Here is a 20134-nt window from a genome sequence, read left to right as displayed (position 1 = left end):
AACCTTTCAGCTGCCTTTCAATGTTTTCGGGCTTCACAGGGCAGGCGGCGCCTGTAAACTGCCCGCCAAGGCGTGGCATCGACCACCCATGAACGAGGTAGAAATCCATGCGTGTCCTCTTGGTTGAAGACCATCTGCAACTCGCCGAAAGTGTCGCCCAGGCGCTCAAGAGCACGGGTTTGACCGTCGACGTACTGCACGATGGCGTGGCCGCGGACTTGGCCTTGAGCAGCGAGGAATACGCGGCGGCGATCCTTGATGTGGGGTTGCCGCGCATGGATGGTTTCGAGGTGCTGGCGCGTCTACGCGCTCGCGGAAAAAATCTGCCAGTGCTGATGCTCACCGCACGCAGTGATGTGAAAGACCGCGTGCATGGCCTGAACCTCGGCGCCGATGACTACCTCGCCAAACCGTTCGAACTGACGGAGCTGGAAGCCCGGGTCAAGGCGCTGCTGCGCCGCAGCGTGCTGGGTGGCGAGCGCCAGCAGACCTGCGGCGTGTTGGTGTACGACCTCGATACTCGGCGCTTCACCGTGGGCGGCGAGCTGATGACCTTGACCTCTCGCGAGCAAGCCGTGCTCGAAGCCTTGATCGCGCGGCCGGGCCGGGTGATGAGCAAGGAGCAACTCGCGTCCCAGGTGTTCGGCCTGGACGAAGAGGCCAGCCCGGATGCCATCGAAATCTACGTGCACCGGTTGCGCAAGAAACTCGATGGCCAGCCCATCGCCATCGTGACCTTCCGCGGCCTTGGCTATCTGCTGGAAGCCCGCGATGCATAAGCCCAGCAGCCTGCGCTGGCGCCTGCTGTGGAACTTGGCGCTGTTGCTGGTGCTGTTGATGCTCGCCAGTGGCATGAGTGCCTACTGGAACGGTCGCGAAGCGGCCGACACCGCCTATGACCGCACGCTGCTGGCCTCGGCACGGACCATCGCGGCCGGCCTGACCCAAGTGGACGGCACCCTCAGCGCCAACGTGCCCTATGTCGCCCTGGACACCTTTGCCTACGACAGCGCCGGGCGTATCTACTACCAAGTCAATGACATCGACCAGAAGCTGATCTCCGGTTACGAGAACCTGCCCGGCCCGCCGCCGGGCACGCCTCGCACCGATGACTATCCGGCGCTGGCGCGGTTTTACAACGCCACGTACCAAGGCCAGCAGGTGCGTGTGGTCAGCCTGCTCAAGGCGGTCTCCGAGCCGAACATGAACGGCATGGCGGAAATCCGCGTCGCCGAAACCGATGAAGCGCGCGTGAGCATGGCCCGCAGCCTGATGGCCGATACCTTGCTGCGCTTGGGTATGCTTGCGATCGGCGCGTTGTTATTGGTGTGGTTCGCCGTAAGCGCAGCGCTGCGCCCGCTGGAGCGCTTGCGCACGGCAGTGGAAGAACGCCAGCCCGACGACTTGCGGCCCTTGCCGTTGGTGGAAGTGCAGCATGAGTTCGGCCCGCTGGTGCGTTCCCTCAATCACTTCACTGAGCGCCTGCGCGGGCAGTTCGAACGCCAGGCGCAGTTTATTGCCGACGCGTCCCACGAACTGCGTACACCGTTGGCGGCACTCAAGGCGCGGCTGGAACTGGGTCTGCGCGCGGAAGATCCGGCGACCTGGCGCAGCACCCTGGAAACCGCCGCCCAGGGCACCGACCGCCTGACCCATCTGGCCAATCAATTGCTGTCCCTGGCACGCATTGAAAATGGCGCGCGGGCGATTGCCGAAGGGGGGGCGCAGTTGCTGGATCTGAGCCAACTGGCCCGTGAACTGGGCATGGCCATGGCGCCCCTGGCCCATGCGCGTGGCGTGGCATTGGCGCTTGAGGCCGACGAGCCGGTGTGGTTGCGCGGTGAGCCGACGCTGCTGAACGAGTTGCTGAGCAACCTGGTGGACAACGCCCTGGCCCACACGCCACCGGGTGGCAACGTGATTTTGCGGGTGTCGGCGCCTGCGGTACTGGAGGTGGAAGATGACGGCCCAGGTATTCCGCTGGATGAACGCGACCGGGTGTTCGAGCGCTTCTACCGCCGCAGCCAGCAAGGCGTGGGCTCAGGCCTGGGGCTGGCGATTGTCGGCGAAATCTGCCGCGCCCATCTGGCGCAGATCAGCCTGCACGATGGTGCGCAGGCGGGGTTGAAGGTGCGGGTAAGTTTTATCGCCGGTTGATCAGTCGAACATCAAGCGGGCTTCATCCAGCTCTGCGCGCAGTTTTTCACTGTAGGGGTCGACCCGCAGTTTCTTCATCGCCGGCACGTTGGAGACTTCCACCTTTGCCAAGGGGTGATCGGTGCCGTGATGGCAATACAGCACGGCGATCTGCACCAGGTCGATGTAGTCGAGGCTGGCGGAGTCGCGTTCCAGGTTCAGGTACTGGCCTGGCAGTTTCGCCAGCATTTCCGGGAAGTCCCAGCCACCGAGCAACTTGTCGCCCAATACCGGGTGGATGCTGTCGATGACATGGTTGAGGCTGACCGGGTCCGACAGCAGTTCGTAGTGGTCTTCGGCGTAGGTCAGGATCGGCAGCACGCCGATCTGGTGCACCAGTCCGCCCAACGCTGCCTGGTCTGGCTTGAGCTGACTGTGGCTGCGGCACAACGCATAGCTCACGCCCGCTACTTCCAGGCTGCGGCGCCACACATCGCGCATTTTCTGTTCTACCGTTTCGGAGCGGGCGTGGAAGATCTGTTCCATCACCAGGCCGATGGCCAGGTTGCTGCTGTAGTTGGTGCCCAGCCGGGTGATGGCGGTGTGCAGGTCGGTGACTTCCTGAGTGGCGCGTAACAACGGGCTGTTGACCACTTTGATCAGGCGCGCCGACAGCGCGGTGTCGCGACCGATGACTTTGCTCAAGTGGCTGATGCTGATTTCCGGGTCTTCAGCGGCCTGACGGATGTTCAGGGCCACTTCCGGCAATGTCGGCAGAACCAGGTCATCGTTGTTGATGGCCTTAACCAACGCCTGTTGGACTTTTTCCGCCAGTTTGTTCATTCATGCTCTCTAGGGTGCTGCAAAAAGGTACGGCGACTAACGCTGGATTTCTCGATCGCGGTCGAGGGTATAAGGCAGCTCAAGCAGCTGTAAACCTGGGCCTTCCAGTGTGCCTAAGTGCACATCGCCACTATCGGCTGCTTCGGCTTGCAATACGGCCAGAAGTTCAATCGCTTGGTCAGCTTTTGCGGCAATCACCACTTCGCCGATCGAACTGTTGTGGCTGGCGGAAAACAGTGGGGTGCCTGGCTCGGGCATGTCAGCCGCGTTGAGGCTCAGGCGGTACAAGCGGCGCTTGAGTTTGCCCAGGTACTGCATGCGCGCGACGATTTCCTGGCCGGTGTAGCAACCTTTCTTGAAACTCACGCCGCCCACCGCTTGCAGGTTGAGCATTTGCGGGATGAAGACTTCGCGGGTTTGCGGCATGACCTGGCCGATGCCAGCGCGGATCTGGCCCAGCAGCCATTCATTCAAGTTTGCTTCTTTTACGTGAGCGGCCAGTTGGCTGCTCACGGTGTCGGCTTGCTCGGCAGGCACCCAGAGTTCGGCGCGGGCTGGGGATACGCGGATGGCGATCAGTGCGTCGGCACGCGCTACGCTGTCAGTCTCGGGTGGAAGTTCAAGACTCAGGCTGGCAAGTGCATGGTCAGCGTTCGATAGGCCGAAACGCACCCAGGCGGCGCTTTCGTCGGTGAGCTTGGACTTGGAGAACACCGCGTATTTCTTCAGGTCGGCCAGTTGCGGTTCCAGCAAATCGGTGGCCATCGCCATCAATACTCCGTCACCTTGCAAGAGGATGCGGAAGCTCGATTGCATGCGGCCTTTTTGCGTGCAGCGCGCGCCGAGGCTAGCCTGAGTATCACTCAGGTAATTGAGGTTGCAGGTGAGCTGGCCCTGCAGGAACTTGGCAGCGTCGGAGCCGCGGACGGCCAGAACGCCTTCGTGGGACAGCGGGCAGAAAAAAGCGGAGTCAGCCATGGGTCATCGCAGGTCAAAAAGTCATGGGTGCATCATAGAGGGGCGCCCGGCAAATGGATAGTTTCCATATGGTGCGACCAAAGCCGGCTGTTCCGGGGCCGTGGTGCCTGTATACTTGCGCGCTATTTGAGGAGCGCTCCATGGTCGAAGAAGTAGAAATCAATCGCCTCTACTGGCACAGCCGTCGTGGCATGCTGGAGCTGGATGTGTTGTTGGTGCCTTTCACCAAAGAGGTGTACGCCACGCTCAATAAAGTAGATCGCGACCTCTATGTCCGTCTGCTCGAATGCGAAGACCAGGACATGTTCGGCTGGTTCATGGAACGCGCCGAATCGGAAGATCCTGAGCTGCAGCGTATGGTTCGGATCATTCTGGACCGTGTTCAGCCCAAGTAATCGTTTTGAATGCCGCTGGCAGGCCTCACGGCTAATGCTGGCGGCGTATGTGCTTGCCCAGCTATTCGCGCTGGGTGTGTTGTTGGTCCTCGATTCCCCCTTTGCTTTCCTTGGCGTGCTGTTATGCCTGGCCCATGCGGCCTGGGTGCTGCCGCGTCATGTCCTGTTGACCCACCGTTCGTCGATTGTTGGCCTGCGTCGCGATGAGGATGGCTGGCAGTTGTTCAGTCATGAGCGCGGTTGGCACGGCGTGCAGTTGCGCCCCGACAGCCTGGCGTTGCCGCTGATTGTCGTATTGCGCTATCGGGTTCAGGGCGAGTGGCGGGTGCGTTCCGTCTGTGTCCCACGGGATTCGCAGGTCGCCGATGTGCATCGGCGCCTGCGGGTACGCCTGAAGTTCAGCCGCCGAAGGTGGTTGGCACCAGAATAGTGTCGCGGGCTTCTGGCAGCATCAGCGGATAGTCGAGGGTGTAATGCAGGCCTCGGCTTTCCTTGCGTTCCATGGCCGAGCGGATCATCAGTTCCGCGACTTGGGCCAGGTTGCGCAATTCGATCAGGTCACGACTGACTTTATAGTTGCTGTAGAACTCGTCGATCTCATCCAGCAGCAAACGCACGCGGTGCTGAGCCCGTTGGAGGCGCTTGTTGGTTCGCACGATCCCCACGTAGTCCCACATGAACCGCCGCAGCTCGTCCCAGTTGTGCGCGATGATCACGTCTTCGTCCGAATCTGTGACCTGGCTGGCATCCCAGCGGGGAAGGGCGGTCGGCACCGGGATGTGCGGCAGTTGGTCGAGAATGTCTGTCGCCGCCGAGCGCGCGTAGACAAAGCATTCGAGCAAAGAATTGCTGGCCATGCGGTTGGCGCCGTGCAGGCCGGTGAAGCTGGTTTCGCCAATCGCGTACAGTCCGGGCACGTCGGTGCGGCCGTGCTGGTCGACCATCACGCCACCGCAGGTGTAGTGCGCGGCGGGTACGACGGGGATCGGGCCTTTGGTGATGTCGATATTGAACGCCAGACAGCGCTCATAGACCGTGGGGAAGTGGGTCTTAATGAAGTCTTCGGGTTTGTGGCTGATGTCCAGGTACACGCAGTCGACACCCAGGCGCTTCATTTCATGGTCGATGGCGCGGGCGACGATATCGCGCGGGGCCAGTTCGGCGCGCGGGTCGAAGCGCTGCATGAAGCGTTCGCCATTCGGTAGTTTCAGGTGTGCACCTTCACCACGCAGCGCCTCGGTGATCAGGAAGCTCTTGGCCTGCGGGTGATAAAGGCAGGTGGGGTGGAATTGGTTGAATTCCAGGTTCGCCACCCGGCAACCCGAACGCCAGGCCATGGCAATACCGTCGCCGCAAGCGCCGTCGGGGTTGCTGGTGTAGAGGTAGACCTTGGCCGCACCGCCTGACGCGAGAATGGTGAAGCGTGCGCCGTACGTGTCGACTTCGCCGCTGGAACGGTTGAGCACGTAGGCGCCTAGGCAGCGCTCGCCGTCCAGGCCCAGGCGTTTTTCGGTGATCAGGTCAACGGCGACGCGCTGCTCCAGCAATTCGATGTTGGGACGCTGGCGGGCTTGGTCGAGTAGGGTCTTGAAGATCGCGGCGCCGGTGGCGTCGGCGGCGTGGATGATGCGGCGGTGGCTGTGGCCGCCTTCGCGCGTGAGGTGGAATTCGAAGCCGCCGTCGTCACTGCTCGCGTGTTCGTCGCGGGTGAACGGCACGCCTTGATCGATCAACCATTGGATCGCCTCGCGGCTATGCTCGACGGTGAAACGCACCGCATCTTCGTTGCACAGGCCACCGCCAGCGTTGAGGGTGTCTTCGACGTGGGATTGCACCGTGTCAGTGTCATCCAGCACGGCGGCCACACCACCCTGGGCCCAGAATGTGGAGCCGTTGGCCAGGTCGCCTTTGCTCAGGACCGCAATGCGCAGATGGCTGGGAAGGGTCAGCGCTAGGCTCAATCCTGCCGCGCCGCTGCCGATCACCAGGACATCGTGTTGAAACTGTTGGCTCATTTGAAGGATTCCGCAAAAAGCGATCCAAAGGTCAGGCGCAGACAGGAGGCCTGGATCGGCGAATCAAAGGGTCACACGGGCCACTAGTATATAGAGGGGGGGAGCGGCACAATAGCCGGGCATTCGTGGCAATGTGAGATTACGGTGCGCAGCTCGGGTAAAATCAGCCGGTTGTTGGAGCGGGAACTTTTTGCATAAGCCCTGACTCAATAGCAGGTTGCCCGAAAGCTGGGAAACGTTGAGTTTATTGGCCCGTCGGGAGCATTGGACGCGTCAGAAAACCGGCGACAAGATTATTCGCGCAGCCGGCGTTGCCCGCGCTGCGTTTTTCGTGTGTGCCAAATCAGTGCATGCCGGAAACTTGCTTGAAGGGGGAGAACTTTTGCGAAAAGTCCGAGTCTATGTTTGCAAGCCTGATCGTTTAGTTATGCAAGCCTCCTTCAAGTACAACGAGGAGTGTTCATGCTAACCCAGGAAGAGGATCAGCAGCTCGTCGAGCGCGTTCAGCGCGGCGACAAGCGAGCATTTGATCTGCTAGTGCTGAAATACCAGCACAAAATTCTCGGGTTGATCGTGCGGTTTGTGCACGACACCCATGAAGCGCAGGACGTTGCACAAGAGGCCTTTATCAAGGCTTATCGTGCACTGGGCAATTTCCGCGGTGATAGTGCGTTTTACACGTGGCTGTACCGCATCGCCATCAACACGGCGAAGAACTATCTGGTGTCTCGCGGACGCCGCCCACCAGATAGCGATGTAAGTTCAGAAGATGCAGAATTTTACGATGGTGATCACGGCCTCAAAGATCTCGAGTCGCCGGAGCGTGCATTGCTGCGCGACGAGATCGAAGGCACCGTTCATCGCACAATTCAGCAACTGCCAGAAGATTTGCGTACGGCGTTAACTTTACGTGAATTCGATGGTCTGAGTTACGAAGACATTGCGAGCGTCATGCAGTGTCCGGTGGGGACTGTGAGGTCACGGATTTTCCGGGCCCGGGAAGCCATCGATAAAGCCTTGCAACCTTTGTTGCAGGAAAACTAAAGACAGCGGCGACAGCCAAGAGAGGAACCGCCATGAGTCGTGATGCCCTGCAGGAATCGCTGTCCGCAGTGATGGATAACGAAGCGGATGAACTGGAACTTCGTCGAGTGCTCAACGCATTTGATGATGCCGAAACCCGTGACACCTGGTCTCGTTACCAAGTCGCTCGGGCGGTGATGCATAAGGATCTTCTAATCCCTCGTCTGGATATTGCTGCGGCTGTTTCTGCTGCGCTGGCCGATGAAGCCGTTCCGGCAAAAGCTGCTCGTGGTCCTTGGCGTAGCCTGGGTCGCCTGGCAGTCGCTGCCTCGGTGACAGTTGCAGTGCTTGCTGGTGTTCGCCTGTACAACCAGGACGAAATTGCTGGTGCCGAACTGGCCCAACAGACTCAGCAGCCGGTCATGGCCGGTCCGCAAGTCAAAGGCCCAGCTGTACTGGCCGGCTACAAGGAAAGCTCTGACACCACTGGCCCTATGGCCAACGGTGTACTTCAAGGGCAATCGCAGGACCAGCGTCTTCCAGGCTACTTGCGCCAACACGCACAGGAATCAGCCTTGAAAGGCACTGAAAGCGCTCTGCCATACGCTCGCGCTGCAAGCCTGGAAAATCGCTAAACCGCTAAGGGGCATTATGCGCGCCATACCGCTCCTTATGCTGTTTCTCAGTGGTTGGTTTGCACTACCCGCCCATGCCGATGAAGCCCAAGATTGGCTGACTCGACTTGGGCGTGCGGAGCAGCAGCAAAGCTTTGAAGGTACGTTCGTCTATGAACGTAACGGCAGTTTTTCCACCCACGACATCTGGCATCGTGTCCAGAATGGTCAGGTACGCGAGCGGCTCTTGCAGCTCGATGGTTCTGCCCAGGAAGTTGTGCGAGTGGATGGCCGCACCCAATGTGTCAGCGGCACGCTGGTTGCTGGCATTGGCAATTCGCGTGATGCACCCTCACGAGCGCTTGACCCGCAAAAACTCAATCAATTTTACGAATTGGCCATCATCGGCAAGTCCCGCGTGGCCGGCCGTAATGCAGTCATCGTTTCGATCACGCCACGTGATCAATACCGTTATGGCTTTGAGCTGCATCTGGATCGTGAAACCGCATTGCCGCTCAAGTCCCTGTTGCTGAACGATCAAGGGCAGTTACTGGAGCGCTTTCAATTCACACGCTTGAATACTTCTACCTCGCCCACCGATCGTGATTTGCAGCCCAGCAGTGAATGCACGTCTATCGCTATCTCAGATACTAAGGCGTCGGAAGTAGAGCCCACTCAGGCTTGGCATTTGGAATGGTTGCCGCCGGGTTTTCAACTGACCACTAGCAGTGCCCGTAAAGATGCTCAGACCAAAGCCACTGTCGACAGCTTGATGTATGAAGACGGGCTGGCACGTTTTTCGGTATTTCTTGAGCCGATCAGCGCTGTGAGCGTGACTGAAACCCGCACTCAATTGGGCCCCACGGTTGCTGTGTCCCGCCGGCTGAATACGGTGGACGGCGAAATGATGGTGACGGTAGTTGGTGAAATTCCTATAGGCACCGCCGAGCGTATCGCGCTGTCGGTGCGCGGTGAAAAAAAGGCCACCATCCAGCCGTGAGTTGTTAATCCTATGTTCATCCTGCTCTTCCACTGTACGTCCATGTCAGGCTGGCTGTCGAGAGCATGAAATGTCTGGATCAGCATTTTCACTTGCAAAAATCTCCCATGTTTTTTATAGGTCAGGGCTTGTCGGCTCTGGCCTTGTTTTGTTCGCGGAACAAAAATGTCGGTCGCAGTTTTCGGCGTTTCTTGAACCCTGTCGCTCAACCCTGCTCGTCGTAACGGGAGCTGTATGTCGATACCACGTTTGAAATCCTACCTATCCATAGTCGCCACGGTACTGGTGCTTGGCCAGGCCTTGCCTGCACAAGCGGCCGAGTTGCCTGATTTCACCCAATTGGTTGAGCAAGCCTCGCCGGCCGTGGTGAACATCAGCACCACGCAGAAACTGCCAGATCGCAAAGTGTCGAACCAGCAGATGCCTGACCTGGAAGGCCTGCCGCCGATGCTGCGAGAGTTCTTCGAGCGCGGCATGCCACAACCGCGCACGCCTCGTGGCGGTGGTGGTGGCCAGCGTGAAGCGCAGTCCCTGGGCTCGGGCTTCATCATTTCCCCTGATGGCTACATCCTTACCAACAACCATGTGATCGCTGACGCTGACGAGATTCTCGTGCGCCTGGCCGACCGCAGCGAGCTGAAAGCCAAGCTGGTGGGCACCGATCCACGTTCCGACGTTGCGCTGCTGAAAATCGACGGTAAGGACCTTCCCGTTTTGAAACTGGGCAAATCCCAGGACCTCAAGGCCGGGCAGTGGGTAGTCGCCATCGGCTCGCCGTTCGGTTTTGACCACACTGTGACTCAGGGTATCGTCAGCGCCATTGGTCGCAGCCTGCCGAATGAGAACTACGTGCCATTCATCCAGACCGACGTGCCGATCAACCCAGGTAACTCCGGTGGCCCGCTGTTCAACCTGGCCGGTGAAGTAGTGGGTATCAATTCGCAGATCTACACCCGCTCCGGTGGTTTCATGGGCGTGTCGTTTGCTATTCCGATCGACGTGGCCATGGATGTTTCCAACCAATTGAAAAGCGGTGGCAAGGTTAGCCGTGGCTGGTTGGGCGTAGTGATCCAGGAAGTGAACAAAGACCTCGCTGAGTCCTTCGGTCTCGACAAGCCTGCTGGTGCTCTGGTTGCACAGATCCAGGACGACGGCCCTGCTGCTAAAGGCGGTCTGCAAGTCGGCGACGTGATCCTGACCATGAATGGCCAACCGATTGTCATGTCGGCCGACCTGCCACACCTGGTCGGTGCACTCAAGGCGGGCAGCAAGGCCAAGCTGGAAGTAATTCGTGACGGCAAGCGCCAGAACGTTGAACTGACGGTAGGCGCTATTCCTGAAGAAGGTGCGACTCTGGACGCCCTCGGCAATAACAAATCGGGTGCTGAGCGAAGCAGCAACCGTCTGGGCATTGCAGTCGTTGAGCTGACCGAAGAGCAGAAGAAAAGCTTCGACCTCAAGGGCGGCGTAGTGATCAAGGAAGTGCAGGATGGCCCAGCAGCGTTGATCGGCCTGCAGCCGGGGGACGTGATCACCCATCTGAACAATCAGGCGATTGACTCCATCAAGCAGTTCACTGATATCGCCAAGGCGTTGCCGAAGAATCGCTCGGTGTCGATGCGCGTGCTGCGTCAGGGGCGCGCCAGCTTCATTACCTTCAAGCTGGCCGAGTAATCCGCTAAGCCAATAAAAAGCCCCGCCGTCGGTCAACGATGGCGGGGCTTTTTTGTGGGTGATGGGTTTAGCTCATCATCCCTTTTACCAGGCGTTCCTGTTCGATCAGCTCACGCTGGCGTGCGTCGATACGTGACGACAATGGAAAGTTACTGCCGGCGCGGCGTTTGGCGAAGTCCAGTTGCTGAATCGCCTGCTGGAAGTCGCCCACCAGAGCAAAGTATTCAGCGCGCGCCTGGTGCAGGCCGATGATGTTGCCGGATAACCCGCGTGTCTCGGCGACTTGATACCACACGTCCGGATCGTCCGGACGAGACTTGAGCAGGCCATCCAGGGCCTTTTCCGCATCCGCGGTACGATTTTGTTTAAGCAGCAGGTCGACTCGGATCTGATTCAGCGGATAGTTGCCGGGGTATTGGGTCAGCATCCGATCCGTGCGTTGCTGGGCGTCGGCTAGACGGCTGTTGTCTATGTCCAGCTGGATTTGCGCCAGGTTATAAGTGATGTCATTGGGCGCTTTGGCCAGCAGCGGTTGCAGGCTATCTCTCGCTTGCTTGAATTGTGAGGCCTTGATTTGGGCGATGGCCAGGCCATAACGCGCCACATCGTTTTTCGGATTCTCGTCCAGTTGCGCCTGGAAGCGTTTGGCGGCGAGTCCTGAGGTGTCCTCATATTGCAGCTGCACCCGTGCGCGAATCAGTTGATAGCGCAGGCTGTCTTCCTTTCCGCCGGGCTTGGATTGCTCGGCTCGGTTTCGGGTGTCGGCGATCCGCGATTCAGTGACCGGGTGCGTCAACAGGAATTCTGGTGGCTTGGCGTCGAAGCGGTATTGACGCCCCAAGCGCTCGAACATGGTCGGCATGGAGCGCGGGTCGTAGCCGGCTTTCTCCAGATTGACGATACCGATACGGTCAGCCTCTTGTTCATTCTGCCGAGAGAACCGCCGTTGTTCCTGGATCGCCGCCGCCTGGGTGCCGGCGATCGCAGCAATGCCCGCATCACCTGCGCCGGCGGCTGCCGCGATGATGCCACCGAGGAGAGCAGCCATCATCGGGATCTGCATGCGCTGCTGCGCTTCAACGCCACGGGCGAAGTGACGCTGCGACAAGTGAGCCAATTCGTGCGCCAGCACCGAGGCGTATTCTCCTTCGGTCTGGGCGTTGAGGAACAGGCCGCCGTTCACGCCGACGATACCGCCTGGCGCGGCAAACGCGTTGAGTTGCGGGCTGTTGATCAGGATGAACTCCAGACGTCGGTCGTTCACCTGGCTGGTTTCTACCAGCTTATACACGCTGGTTTCGACGTAGTCTTTGAGTTGCGGGTCGTTCAGTTGGGAAACCTGCCCACGCAGGTAGGCCAGCCAGGCACGGCCCAGTTGGAATTCCTGTTGTGGCGAGACAATGGCAGAACTGGCGTCGCCAAGCGACGGCAGGTCGTCAGCGAAGCCTGGAGAGGCCAGCAGGCAAGCCAGCGTCAGCAGGGTGGGGCGCAAAAAAGTCATGCACATAGCCTTTCGACAAAGAGCTTACTGTAGCCGGACACTGAGCTTCGGACCAGATATTCTAAGCACCCCGAACGCTTGCCCGGAGTAAAACCATGACCGACGCTGTAGCCTTTGATGCCGAGCTCGACGCCAGCGGCCTCAATTGCCCGTTGCCCTTGCTCAAGGCCAAGCTGGAACTCAACCGATTGACCAGCGGTGCCGTGCTCAAGGTGATCGCAACGGACGCAGGTTCCCAGAGGGATTTCCGCACATTTGCCAAACTGGCCGGCCACACGTTGTTGCATGAAGAAGATGCCGCCGGTGTGTACCGTTACTGGTTGCGCAAGGCCTGAGCCGTTGCCCCTACCACCCGAGGTTGATTGATGTTCAAAGTGTTACGAGACTGGATCCAGCGCTACTTCTCTGATGAAGAAGCCGTGGTACTAGCCGTCCTGTTGTTTTTGGCCTTTACCGCAGTCCTCACCTTGGGTGGCATGCTGGCGCCCGTACTTGCGGGGATGGTGCTCGCTTACCTGATGCAGGGCCTGGTCAACACCCTTGAGCGTTTGCGCTTGCCAGGCGGTGCGGCAGTGGGGCTGGTCTTCGCCTTGTTCATGGGCCTGCTGGTGGTGTTTATCGTGGTGGTGTTGCCGCTGCTGTGGCACCAACTGATAACGCTGTTCAACGAGTTGCCGGGCATGCTCGCCAAGTGGCAGTCGCTGTTGCTGCTGTTGCCGGAGCGCTACCCGCATCTGGTATCGGATGAGCAGGTGTTGCAGGCCATTGAAGTGGCGCGCGGCGAAATCGGGAAATTCGGGCAATGGGCGCTGACGTTTTCCCTGTCCAGCTTGCCGCTGCTGGTCAATATCATGATCTACCTGGTGCTTGTCCCGATCCTGGTGTTCTTCTTTCTCAAGGATCGCGCAATGATTGGTCGCTGGGTGAGTGGCTACCTGCCGCGTGAGCGAGCGCTGATTACTCGGGTTGCCGAGGAAATGAACCGGCAGATCGCCAACTACATTCGTGGCAAAGTCATCGAGATCATTATCTGCGGCGGCGTTACCTACATCGCTTTTATTGCCCTGGACCTGAATTACGCGGCCCTCTTGGCATTGCTAGTCGGTATTTCAGTGGTGGTGCCCTATGTCGGCGCGGTAGTGGTGACGGTACCAGTGACGCTGATCGCTTTGTTCCAGTGGGGCTGGAGCGACCAGTTCATTTACCTGATGGCGGTGTACGGGATCATCCAGACCCTGGATGGCAACGTGCTGGTGCCGTTGCTCTTCTCGGAGGCGGTCAACCTGCATCCGGTGGCGATCATTTGCGCGGTATTGTTGTTTGGTGGGCTATGGGGATTCTGGGGGGTGTTCTTTGCGATTCCCCTGGCAACGCTGTTCAAGGCAGTGCTGGATGCGTGGCCGCGGCAGGAGCCAGTGGTGGCGCCTTTGCTCTGAAACGGAAAGGGGGAGCCTGCTCCCCCTCTCACATTTTCAGGCCTTATTCAAAGCCTGCGCTGCTGTCAGTACAGCATCCACATGCCCTGGCACTTTTACGCCACGCCATTCCTGGCGCAGCACGCCTTCCTTGTCGATCAGGAAGGTGCTGCGATCCACACCCAAGTATTCCTTGCCGTAAAGCTTCTTCAGTTTGATCACATCAAACAGCTGGCAAACCGCCTCGTCTTTGTCGCTGATCAGCTCGAAAGGGAATTCCTGCTTGCCTTTGAAGTTCTCGTGGGACTTCACGCTGTCGCGCGACACGCCAAACACTTCAGTGTTGGCCGCTTGGAACGCCGCATACTGGTCACGGAAGCCTTGGCCTTCAGTGGTGCAGCCGGGGGTGCTGTCCTTCGGATAGAAGTAGATCACCACCTGCTTACCCTTGAGGGCCGCAAGGCTAAAAGTCTGGCCGCTGGTGGCCTGGGCTTCGAAGTCGGCTATGGGTTGGTCGATGACTACTGCCATGAATACTTCCTTACATTGGGTTCTGTGGGCGCCATGGTTCGATCAACGCGTCGAGGTTCAGTGCGTCGGCGAAATCCAGGAACTGGTCGCGCAGCCAACTGATCTGCACACCGGCTGGCAGGGTCACGGTGAAAGTGGCGTTGAGCATGGTGCCGCCGGTTTGCGGGGCCTGGTAGGTGTCGCAGGTCAGGTTTTCCAGTTCGACGTTATGGTCGATAAAGAACTGGCACAACTCGTTGACGATGTCCGAGCGGTACGCCGAGCTGACGTAAGCCACATAAGGCAGGGCCTGGGGACGGTTTTCCAGCGCGGCGCTACGCACTACATTGACGGTGAAGTCATGTTTCTTGGCCAGGCCCGGCAGGCCGGTTTCCAGGCGTGCCAGGGCGTCCCAGGTGCCGGAGATCTGGAGGACCAGCGCACTGCACTCGCCATGGCGTGTCAGGCGGGAGGTCACGACGGCGCAGCGGTTTTCATGGCTGGCGCGGCACAGGACGTTCGTCAGCTCCATGGGGTTGGCGCCGAGGGCACTGATAACAAGGAATTGTTCGCGAACTGTGGGGGTGGACATGCAGCCTTCCTAAACGATGAGCGGTCGATACCATGAGGGCCGTATCGATCAAAGCATGAAGGGTAGCGAAAAGCGCCGCCAAGGGATAGGAGGTGGCGTTTTCATTACGTGAACGGCGTGATTCCAGCCTGCTGTAACCCATGCTTTCGTCCAATGATGGCATTGCCCATCGTTTAGTTGCCCCAGAACGCATCCTCACGCGGTACTTCGCTTGTACAAGCATCTTGGCGCCAGTACCATTACGGCTCTCTTTTTCCGGCAGGAGCGGTTGCATGATTGCGGGCAGTATGGTGGCACTGGTCACACCCATGGATGCACAAGGTCATCTCGACTGGGACAGCCTGGGCAAACTGGTGGACTTCCACCTGCAAGAAGGCACCAACGCCATTGTGGCGGTCGGCACCACAGGTGAGTCGGCCACCCTCGATGTGGAAGAACACATCCAGGTGATTGAGTTCGTGGTCAAGCGTGTTGCGGGCCGCATCGCCGTGATCGCCGGTACGGGTGCCAACTCGACGCGCGAAGCGATCGAGCTGACCAAAAACGCCAAGAAGGCTGGCGCCGACGCCTGCCTGCTGGTGACTCCGTACTACAACAAGCCGACCCAGGAAGGCCTGTACCAGCACTTCCGCACCATTGCCGAAGCCGTCGACATCCCGCAGATCCTCTATAACGTGCCGGGTCGTACCGCGTGCGATATGAAGGCCGAGACCGTGATCCGCCTGTCCACCGTGCCGAACATCATCGGCATCAAGGAAGCCACTGGCGACCTGCAGCGCGCCAAAGACATCCTGGCCGGTGTGAGCAGCGACTTCCTGCTGTATTCCGGTGACGACGCCACGGCTGTCGAGCTGATTCTGCTGGGTGGCAAGGGCAACATCTCCGTGACCGCCAACGTGGCCCCACGTGCCATGAGTGACATGTGCGCTGCTGCCATCGCTGGCGACGCCGTGACCGCCCGTGCGATCCACGAGAAGCTGATGCCGCTCAACAAGACACTCTTTATCGAATCCAACCCTATTCCCGTGAAATGGGCGCTGTTCGAGATGGGCTTGATGCCGGACGGTATCCGTCTGCCGCTCACCCGTCTCAGCGAAGCCTGTCACGAACCGCTGCGACAGGCCCTGCGCCAGTCCGGCGTCCTGGTTTAATTGAGGAAGCACTACGCATGAAGCGATTGGCCGGACTTTCCGCACTTGCCTTGATTATCTCCAGCACCAGTGGCTGCGGTTGGATCTGGGGCCCGGAAGGCTACTTCCGTGACCGCGGCAGCGATTACCTGGAAGCACAAGCAACCAAACCGATGCAGTTGCCGCCAGACGTCAACGTTGCAAAGCGTCTTGACCCGTTGCTGCCGATTCCACGCAACGTTGCCGACGACACCACCAAGGGTGAATACGTAGTGCCACGTCCACAGCCGATCTCGGCCGTGGCGGATGCCAGCGACTACAGCCTCCAGAAGAGCGGTGATTCCCGCTGGATCGTTGCTCAGCGCCCACCTGCCGAAGTCTGGCCAGTGGCGGTGCAGTTCTTCCAGGACAACGGTTTCCGCATCGACGAGCAGCGCCCGCAGACCGGCGAATTCACCACGGCATGGCAGCAAGGCAGCGAACTGTCCGCCACCATGGCCAAGCGTTTGCAAGCCAGTGGTGTAGCGGCTGACAGCGAAGCCCGCGTGCGTGTTCGCATCGAGCCAGGCGTGCAGCGCAATACCAGTGAAGTCTACGTGGTGAGTGCCGAGCGTCCTGCCGGCAGCACCGCCAACGTCGCCTTCACCAACCGTTCGGTCAACACCGGCGTTGACTCGGCACTGGTCGACGAGATGCTGGCCAGCATGAGCCGTATTTCCGAGAAGGGCGGTTCCGTTTCCCTGCTCGCCGCACGTGATTACGACACCCCGAGCCGCGTCAGCCTCACCGAGGACGGCAGTGGTAACGTGGTGCTGAACCTGGGTGAAGACCTGGACCGCGCCTGGGCCAGCGTCGGTCGCGCGTTGGAGCAAGGCCCTTGGCGTGTTGAAGACATCAACCGTAGCCTCGGCCTCTACTACATCAACGTGGCTGAAAAGGCCGAGCGCAAAGACGACGAGCCTGGTTTCTTCGGCAAGCTGTTTGGCAGCCAGCCGACCAAGGAAGAAATCGAGACCCGCGCCGAGCGTTATCAGGTTCGTTTGAGCAAGGTTGGCGAGACTGTGCAAGTCACTGTTGAGAAGAACATCAACACCGTTGCGCCGGCTGAAACAGCCCGCAAAGTGTTGGGCGTAATTCAGGACAACCTGGGCTGATCCGATGCGTTTTGCTGTTCTCGGTAGCGGTAGCCAAGGGAACGGCACGCTGGTCGCCCACGACGACACGTACGTACTGGTGGATTGTGGTTTCTCGTTAAAAGAAACCGAGCGGCGCCTGCTGCGCCTGGGGGTTCACCCCACGCAGCTGAGCGCTATTCTAGTGACCCACGAACATGCCGATCACGTGCATGGCGTGGGTTTGCTGTCTCGGCGCTACAATCTTCCGGTGTACCTGAGTCGCGGCACCTTGCGCGGGATGCGCAAGCCCATTGAGCCCGCAGGTTTCCTGGCTGGCGGTGAGCAACTGCAAATCGGTGCCTTGAGCATTGATGTGATTGCCGTGGCGCACGACGCTCAGGAGCCGACGCAGTATGTATTCAGTGATGGCCAGCGACGCTTCGGCGTGCTGACCGACCTGGGCTCCTACTGCGCCAAGGTGCTGGACGGTTACCGCGACCTCGATGCCTTGATGATCGAGTCCAACCACTGCCGAGACCTGCTGGCTCGCGGTCACTATCCCTACTTTCTCAAGCAGCGGGTGGGCGGCGAACTGGGACATTTGAACAACCACCAGGCGGCGTACCTGGTGTATGAGTTGGGCTGGCAAGACCTGCAACACCTGGTCCTGGCCCACCTGAGCAGCAAGAACAACCTGCCGACGCTTGCCCGGCAATGTTTTGTCGACACCCTCGGGTGCGACCCGGACTGGCTGCAATTGGCCGATCAAGATTCAGGGCTCGACTGGCGACATATCGCCTAGCCCACCTCACTCAAAGCGGAGCCCATCATGGAAAAACGTGAAGAACTCTACCGCGGCAAGGCCAAGTCGGTTTACAAGACCGACGACGCCAACCGCCTGATCCTGCTGTTTCGCAACGACACCTCGGCGTTCGACGGCAAGCGCATCGAACAACTGGACCGCAAGGGGATGGTGAACAACAAGTTCAACGCCTTCATCATGCAGAAACTCGAAGAGGCCGGCATTCCGACCCAATTCGACAAACTGCTGGGCGACAACGAGTGCCTGGTGAAGAAGCTGGACATGATCCCGGTCGAATGCGTCGTGCGTAACTACGCCGCCGGCAGCTTGGTCAAGCGCCTGGGTGTGGAGGAGGGCCTCAAGCTCAACCCTTACACGTTCGAACTGTTCCTGAAGGACGACGCCAAGGGCGACCCGTTCATCAACGAATCCCACGTAGTGGCATTTGGCTGGGGCACCGCTGAGCAACTGGCTCGCATGAAAGAGCTGTCCCTCAAGGTCAACGACGTGCTGAGCAAGCTGTTCGACGACGCAGGCCTGCTGCTGGTGGACTTCAAGCTGGAATTCGGTGTGTTCCACGACGGTTCCATCGTCCTGGGCGACGAATTCAGCCCGGACGGCTGCCGCCTGTGGGACAAGGACACCAAGAAGAAGATGGACAAAGACCGCTTCCGCCAGGGCCTCGGTGACGTTATCGAAGCTTACGAAGAAGTCGCCAATCGTCTCGGCGTACCGCTGTAATCGACGCAAGCATCTGATAGCACGGAAAAAAATCGCTTAGGCGCTTTGCATCCACGAATCATGCTGTTATGATGCGCGCCGTTGGAGAGATGCCAGAGTGGCCGAATGGGACGGATTCGAAATCCGTTGTACCTTCACCGGTACCTAGGGTTCGAATCCCTATCTCTCCGCCATACAAATAAAAGCCCTGTAAGTCTTTGATTTACGGGGTTTTTTTATGTCTGTTGATTTTTTGGTTTGACCACTCAGTTTGACCACTCATCACCCCGCCAAAATACACTGGCGATCTGTTATTCAACTCCGTACCAGTGGCGATTGAAATCCTCGGATTTCGATCCTGACGAATTGACTGTACCTTCCGACACAAGGCGCACAGCTCAATTACCTGCAAATCCCTGAAGGTGAGTGCGTCCATATCTCTGAGGGCTCCTGTGAGCTCGTCACGGTGCGATGGAGTATCGAGCACTGCCCGGAGTACTATCCTTGGCTACCAGCATCTTATGCAGAGCCAAGGATGAAGCCGTGATTATCAATGTCACAGACCACAATAATTATCTCTACCACTATACCAGCGCCGAGACTGCGATCAATTGCATCCTCAAGTTTCGTACTCTCCGGTTTGGCGAGTACAGACGGACCAATGATCCCAAGGAAACTAAAAGTTGGTTGTTCGATTTCGTGTCGTTTGAGCCAAAAGTCGACCGAATAAATTACGACCGTAATGTTATGTCGGCTTGGCTTTCAGACGAGTTGAAGCGCGATACACGTCTAGCCTGTTTCTCACGTGATACAGGGCCGCTGACCGGTAACCACCTCACCGATATTTTCAACCGGGGGTTTTGTAAGCCTCGAATGTGGGCGCAGTACGCTGAAAAGCACACCGGCGTTTGTCTGGTCTTCCACCGCGAAAGTCTTGAGAAAGAAATAACTACTCAGCTCGCTGCACACACTCCATTACTCCGTGGTGAGGTGCAGTACAAAGATTGTGGAATCGCCCGTGACCTTTTTGAAGAGCTGACCTTTAGCATTAACACAGACGATCTTGAAAAGTATGGTCAAGACAGGTACCCGGCGATCCATTTAAGAAAGCATTATCAGCAGCTTTTCTTCGAAAAAATGAGCGATTGGGAAGCTGAGAATGAATATCGCTATGTGGCATTTACAAAGTCGACGGAGCCGCTGGATATAAAATACGGAAATGCTTTGGTGGGTATGGTGTTCGGTGAGGACACCAGTGAGGAGAACAAAAGGGAAATGTCTTTGCTTACCAGCGGAACTGGTGTCGACATGCGAGGGCTAAAGTGGAAGAACCACAGTCCTTGGTATGATTTCGAGCGACAAGGCTACCGTTAACTGTGATCGGTGATGGTACGCGCCGAGTGATCGTCCGGCCTGTCGGGGCTGTAGATTAGGCTCTGTTCCGGGGACGTTTGACTGCTGTAATACCAATCTTGAGCTCGCCCGCAACTGCGGACTGCGAAATGTTCCGTGCTTTGAGTCGTTGTATGGTCGTTGTGGTGTCTGTTGCTTCCGGCCTCTTTTTTTTCAGAGGGCTTGGTATCCTCAGGCTAGACGTGGAAAGATAGTGGCCCATTGGCATTTCTGCGTCTGGCATACGCGTTCTTGCTCCGCTGGTTTGCTACGTAACGG

The 20134-nt window shown here is 58.6% G+C and carries 21 protein-coding genes and 1 tRNA gene; 16 read left to right on the top strand and 6 right to left on the bottom strand.

The features are described 5' to 3' along the window. Window positions 1-107 precede the first annotated feature (107 nt). Together G9Q84_RS20605 and G9Q84_RS20600 are read left to right on the top strand one after the other, a co-directional pair. Entirely contained in the window at window positions 108-779 is a 672-nt protein-coding gene (locus G9Q84_RS20605) for a response regulator (RefSeq protein WP_017736361.1), read from the top strand. Further along, window positions 772-2157, top strand: a complete 1386-nt coding sequence (locus G9Q84_RS20600; protein WP_181644007.1) for a sensor histidine kinase — start codon at window positions 772-774, stop codon at window positions 2155-2157. Before G9Q84_RS20605 ends, G9Q84_RS20600 begins: the two co-directional genes overlap by 8 nt. Here G9Q84_RS20600 and G9Q84_RS20595 read toward each other — a convergent pair whose 3' ends face one another. Both G9Q84_RS20595 and ygfZ read right to left on the bottom strand, forming a co-directional pair. Then, window positions 2158-2979, bottom strand: a complete 822-nt coding sequence (locus G9Q84_RS20595) for an HDOD domain-containing protein (RefSeq protein ID WP_032888536.1) — start codon at window positions 2977-2979, stop codon at window positions 2158-2160. It lies immediately after the preceding gene. Between the two features lie 36 nt (window positions 2980-3015). Continuing rightward, entirely contained in the window at window positions 3016-3957 is a 942-nt protein-coding gene (gene ygfZ / locus G9Q84_RS20590; RefSeq protein WP_181644006.1) for a CAF17-like 4Fe-4S cluster assembly/insertion protein YgfZ, read from the bottom strand. A gap of 140 nt (window positions 3958-4097) precedes the next feature. Here ygfZ and G9Q84_RS20585 point away from each other — a divergent pair, with 140 nt between their 5' ends. Beyond that, complete coding sequence (locus tag G9Q84_RS20585; protein ID WP_032888540.1) at window positions 4098-4352, top strand: FAD assembly factor SdhE; 255 nt, start codon at window positions 4098-4100, stop codon at window positions 4350-4352. Then, window positions 4336-4782 carry a protein YgfX gene (locus G9Q84_RS20580; protein ID WP_181644005.1) on the top strand — a complete coding sequence of 149 codons (447 nt, stop codon included), beginning with the start codon at window positions 4336-4338 and terminating at the stop codon, window positions 4780-4782. The genes G9Q84_RS20585 and G9Q84_RS20580 overlap by 17 nt, the downstream gene beginning before the upstream one ends. Here the strand turns inward: G9Q84_RS20580 and nadB are convergent. Beyond that, a complete protein-coding gene (nadB, locus tag G9Q84_RS20575; RefSeq protein WP_181644004.1) occupies window positions 4751-6367 on the bottom strand; it encodes an L-aspartate oxidase in 1617 nt (538 codons plus the stop codon). The genes G9Q84_RS20580 and nadB overlap by 32 nt on opposite strands. 462 nt (window positions 6368-6829) lie before the next feature. On the opposite strand from nadB, the gene rpoE reads away from it, so the two are divergent. The 4 genes from rpoE to G9Q84_RS20555 all read left to right on the top strand — a co-directional run bounded on the left by rpoE (window position 6830) and on the right by G9Q84_RS20555 (window position 10678). After that, on the top strand, window positions 6830-7411 hold the full coding sequence (rpoE, locus tag G9Q84_RS20570; protein WP_003172477.1) for an RNA polymerase sigma factor RpoE/AlgU: 582 nt from the start codon (window positions 6830-6832) through the stop codon (window positions 7409-7411). 32 nt (window positions 7412-7443) lie between these two features. Next, window positions 7444-8025: a sigma-E factor negative regulatory protein gene (locus G9Q84_RS20565; RefSeq protein ID WP_032888545.1), complete on the top strand. Its 582-nt coding sequence runs from the start codon at window positions 7444-7446 to the stop codon at window positions 8023-8025. Window positions 8026-8041: 16 nt separating this feature from the next. After that, window positions 8042-9004 (top strand): MucB/RseB C-terminal domain-containing protein, encoded by a 963-nt coding sequence (locus G9Q84_RS20560; RefSeq protein ID WP_181644003.1) that lies wholly within the window; start codon window positions 8042-8044, stop codon window positions 9002-9004. A gap of 234 nt (window positions 9005-9238) precedes the next feature. Further along, complete coding sequence (locus tag G9Q84_RS20555; protein ID WP_181644002.1) at window positions 9239-10678, top strand: DegQ family serine endoprotease; 1440 nt, start codon at window positions 9239-9241, stop codon at window positions 10676-10678. A gap of 67 nt (window positions 10679-10745) precedes the next feature. Here the strand turns inward: G9Q84_RS20555 and G9Q84_RS20550 are convergent, their stop codons facing one another. Further along, window positions 10746-12179 (bottom strand): M48 family metalloprotease, encoded by a 1434-nt coding sequence (locus tag G9Q84_RS20550; RefSeq protein ID WP_095184077.1) that lies wholly within the window; start codon window positions 12177-12179, stop codon window positions 10746-10748. 95 nt (window positions 12180-12274) lie between these two features. Here G9Q84_RS20550 and G9Q84_RS20545 point away from each other — a divergent pair, with 95 nt between their 5' ends. Together G9Q84_RS20545 and G9Q84_RS20540 are read left to right on the top strand one after the other, a co-directional pair. After that, complete coding sequence (locus tag G9Q84_RS20545; protein WP_099601374.1) at window positions 12275-12514, top strand: sulfurtransferase TusA family protein; 240 nt, start codon at window positions 12275-12277, stop codon at window positions 12512-12514. Between the two features lie 30 nt (window positions 12515-12544). Beyond that, the gene (locus tag G9Q84_RS20540; RefSeq protein WP_181644001.1) at window positions 12545-13615 is read left to right on the top strand and encodes an AI-2E family transporter; all 1071 of its coding nucleotides are present in this window, start codon (window positions 12545-12547) and stop codon (window positions 13613-13615) included. A 36-nt stretch (window positions 13616-13651) separates the two neighbouring features. Here the strand turns inward: G9Q84_RS20540 and G9Q84_RS20535 are convergent, their stop codons facing one another. Together G9Q84_RS20535 and G9Q84_RS20530 are read right to left on the bottom strand one after the other, a co-directional pair. Beyond that, window positions 13652-14125, bottom strand: coding sequence for a peroxiredoxin (locus tag G9Q84_RS20535; RefSeq protein WP_095184079.1), 474 nt, complete (start codon window positions 14123-14125; stop codon window positions 13652-13654). A gap of 10 nt (window positions 14126-14135) precedes the next feature. Continuing rightward, window positions 14136-14696, bottom strand: coding sequence for a glycine cleavage system transcriptional repressor (locus G9Q84_RS20530; protein ID WP_003172487.1), 561 nt, complete (start codon window positions 14694-14696; stop codon window positions 14136-14138). A gap of 272 nt (window positions 14697-14968) precedes the next feature. Here G9Q84_RS20530 and dapA point away from each other — a divergent pair, with 272 nt between their 5' ends. The 6 genes from dapA to G9Q84_RS20500 all read left to right on the top strand — a co-directional run bounded on the left by dapA (window position 14969) and on the right by G9Q84_RS20500 (window position 19837). Beyond that, on the top strand, window positions 14969-15847 hold the full coding sequence (gene dapA, locus G9Q84_RS20525) for a 4-hydroxy-tetrahydrodipicolinate synthase (RefSeq protein ID WP_032888561.1): 879 nt from the start codon (window positions 14969-14971) through the stop codon (window positions 15845-15847). Between the two features lie 17 nt (window positions 15848-15864). Beyond that, window positions 15865-16980, top strand: a complete 1116-nt coding sequence (bamC, locus tag G9Q84_RS20520) for an outer membrane protein assembly factor BamC (RefSeq protein WP_122680213.1) — start codon at window positions 15865-15867, stop codon at window positions 16978-16980. Window positions 16981-16984: 4 nt separating this feature from the next. Then, window positions 16985-17743: an MBL fold metallo-hydrolase gene (locus G9Q84_RS20515; protein WP_032888564.1), complete on the top strand. Its 759-nt coding sequence runs from the start codon at window positions 16985-16987 to the stop codon at window positions 17741-17743. 27 nt (window positions 17744-17770) lie between these two features. Continuing rightward, window positions 17771-18484 (top strand): phosphoribosylaminoimidazolesuccinocarboxamide synthase, encoded by a 714-nt coding sequence (purC, locus tag G9Q84_RS20510; protein WP_003172493.1) that lies wholly within the window; start codon window positions 17771-17773, stop codon window positions 18482-18484. A gap of 83 nt (window positions 18485-18567) precedes the next feature. Further along, window positions 18568-18657: transfer RNA gene (locus tag G9Q84_RS20505), tRNA-Ser, on the top strand. 310 nt (window positions 18658-18967) lie between these two features. Next, window positions 18968-19837 carry a DUF2971 domain-containing protein gene (locus G9Q84_RS20500; RefSeq protein ID WP_185160165.1) on the top strand — a complete coding sequence of 290 codons (870 nt, stop codon included), beginning with the start codon at window positions 18968-18970 and terminating at the stop codon, window positions 19835-19837. Window positions 19838-20134: the final 297 nt, after the last annotated feature.

The organism is Pseudomonas sivasensis (assembly GCF_013778505.1).
GTDB lineage: Bacteria > Pseudomonadota > Gammaproteobacteria > Pseudomonadales > Pseudomonadaceae > Aquipseudomonas > Aquipseudomonas sivasensis.
This window is presented reverse-complemented; position numbering and strand designations above follow the sequence as displayed.

What these genes read in the sequence shown, in the direction of transcription:
- dapA (WP_032888561.1), top strand. Translation starts at nt 14,969, where the DNA reads ATGATTGCGGGCAGTATGGTGGCACTGGTCACACCCATGGATGCACAA.
- G9Q84_RS20585 (WP_032888540.1), top strand. Translation starts at nt 4,098, where the DNA reads ATGGTCGAAGAAGTAGAAATCAATCGCCTCTACTGGCACAGCCGTCGT.
- G9Q84_RS20595 (WP_032888536.1), bottom strand. Translation starts at nt 2,979, where the DNA reads ATGAACAAACTGGCGGAAAAAGTCCAACAGGCGTTGGTTAAGGCCATC.
- G9Q84_RS20530 (WP_003172487.1), bottom strand. Translation starts at nt 14,696, where the DNA reads ATGTCCACCCCCACAGTTCGCGAACAATTCCTTGTTATCAGTGCCCTC.
- bamC (WP_122680213.1), top strand. Translation starts at nt 15,865, where the DNA reads ATGAAGCGATTGGCCGGACTTTCCGCACTTGCCTTGATTATCTCCAGC.
- G9Q84_RS20565 (WP_032888545.1), top strand. Translation starts at nt 7,444, where the DNA reads ATGAGTCGTGATGCCCTGCAGGAATCGCTGTCCGCAGTGATGGATAAC.
- ygfZ (WP_181644006.1), bottom strand. Translation starts at nt 3,957, where the DNA reads ATGGCTGACTCCGCTTTTTTCTGCCCGCTGTCCCACGAAGGCGTTCTG.
- G9Q84_RS20550 (WP_095184077.1), bottom strand. Translation starts at nt 12,179, where the DNA reads ATGACTTTTTTGCGCCCCACCCTGCTGACGCTGGCTTGCCTGCTGGCC.
- nadB (WP_181644004.1), bottom strand. Translation starts at nt 6,367, where the DNA reads ATGAGCCAACAGTTTCAACACGATGTCCTGGTGATCGGCAGCGGCGCG.
- G9Q84_RS20515 (WP_032888564.1), top strand. Translation starts at nt 16,985, where the DNA reads ATGCGTTTTGCTGTTCTCGGTAGCGGTAGCCAAGGGAACGGCACGCTG.
- G9Q84_RS20540 (WP_181644001.1), top strand. Translation starts at nt 12,545, where the DNA reads ATGTTCAAAGTGTTACGAGACTGGATCCAGCGCTACTTCTCTGATGAA.
- rpoE (WP_003172477.1), top strand. Translation starts at nt 6,830, where the DNA reads ATGCTAACCCAGGAAGAGGATCAGCAGCTCGTCGAGCGCGTTCAGCGC.
- purC (WP_003172493.1), top strand. Translation starts at nt 17,771, where the DNA reads ATGGAAAAACGTGAAGAACTCTACCGCGGCAAGGCCAAGTCGGTTTAC.
- G9Q84_RS20555 (WP_181644002.1), top strand. Translation starts at nt 9,239, where the DNA reads ATGTCGATACCACGTTTGAAATCCTACCTATCCATAGTCGCCACGGTA.
- G9Q84_RS20545 (WP_099601374.1), top strand. Translation starts at nt 12,275, where the DNA reads ATGACCGACGCTGTAGCCTTTGATGCCGAGCTCGACGCCAGCGGCCTC.
- G9Q84_RS20605 (WP_017736361.1), top strand. Translation starts at nt 108, where the DNA reads ATGCGTGTCCTCTTGGTTGAAGACCATCTGCAACTCGCCGAAAGTGTC.
- G9Q84_RS20600 (WP_181644007.1), top strand. Translation starts at nt 772, where the DNA reads ATGCATAAGCCCAGCAGCCTGCGCTGGCGCCTGCTGTGGAACTTGGCG.
- G9Q84_RS20535 (WP_095184079.1), bottom strand. Translation starts at nt 14,125, where the DNA reads ATGGCAGTAGTCATCGACCAACCCATAGCCGACTTCGAAGCCCAGGCC.
- G9Q84_RS20560 (WP_181644003.1), top strand. Translation starts at nt 8,042, where the DNA reads ATGCGCGCCATACCGCTCCTTATGCTGTTTCTCAGTGGTTGGTTTGCA.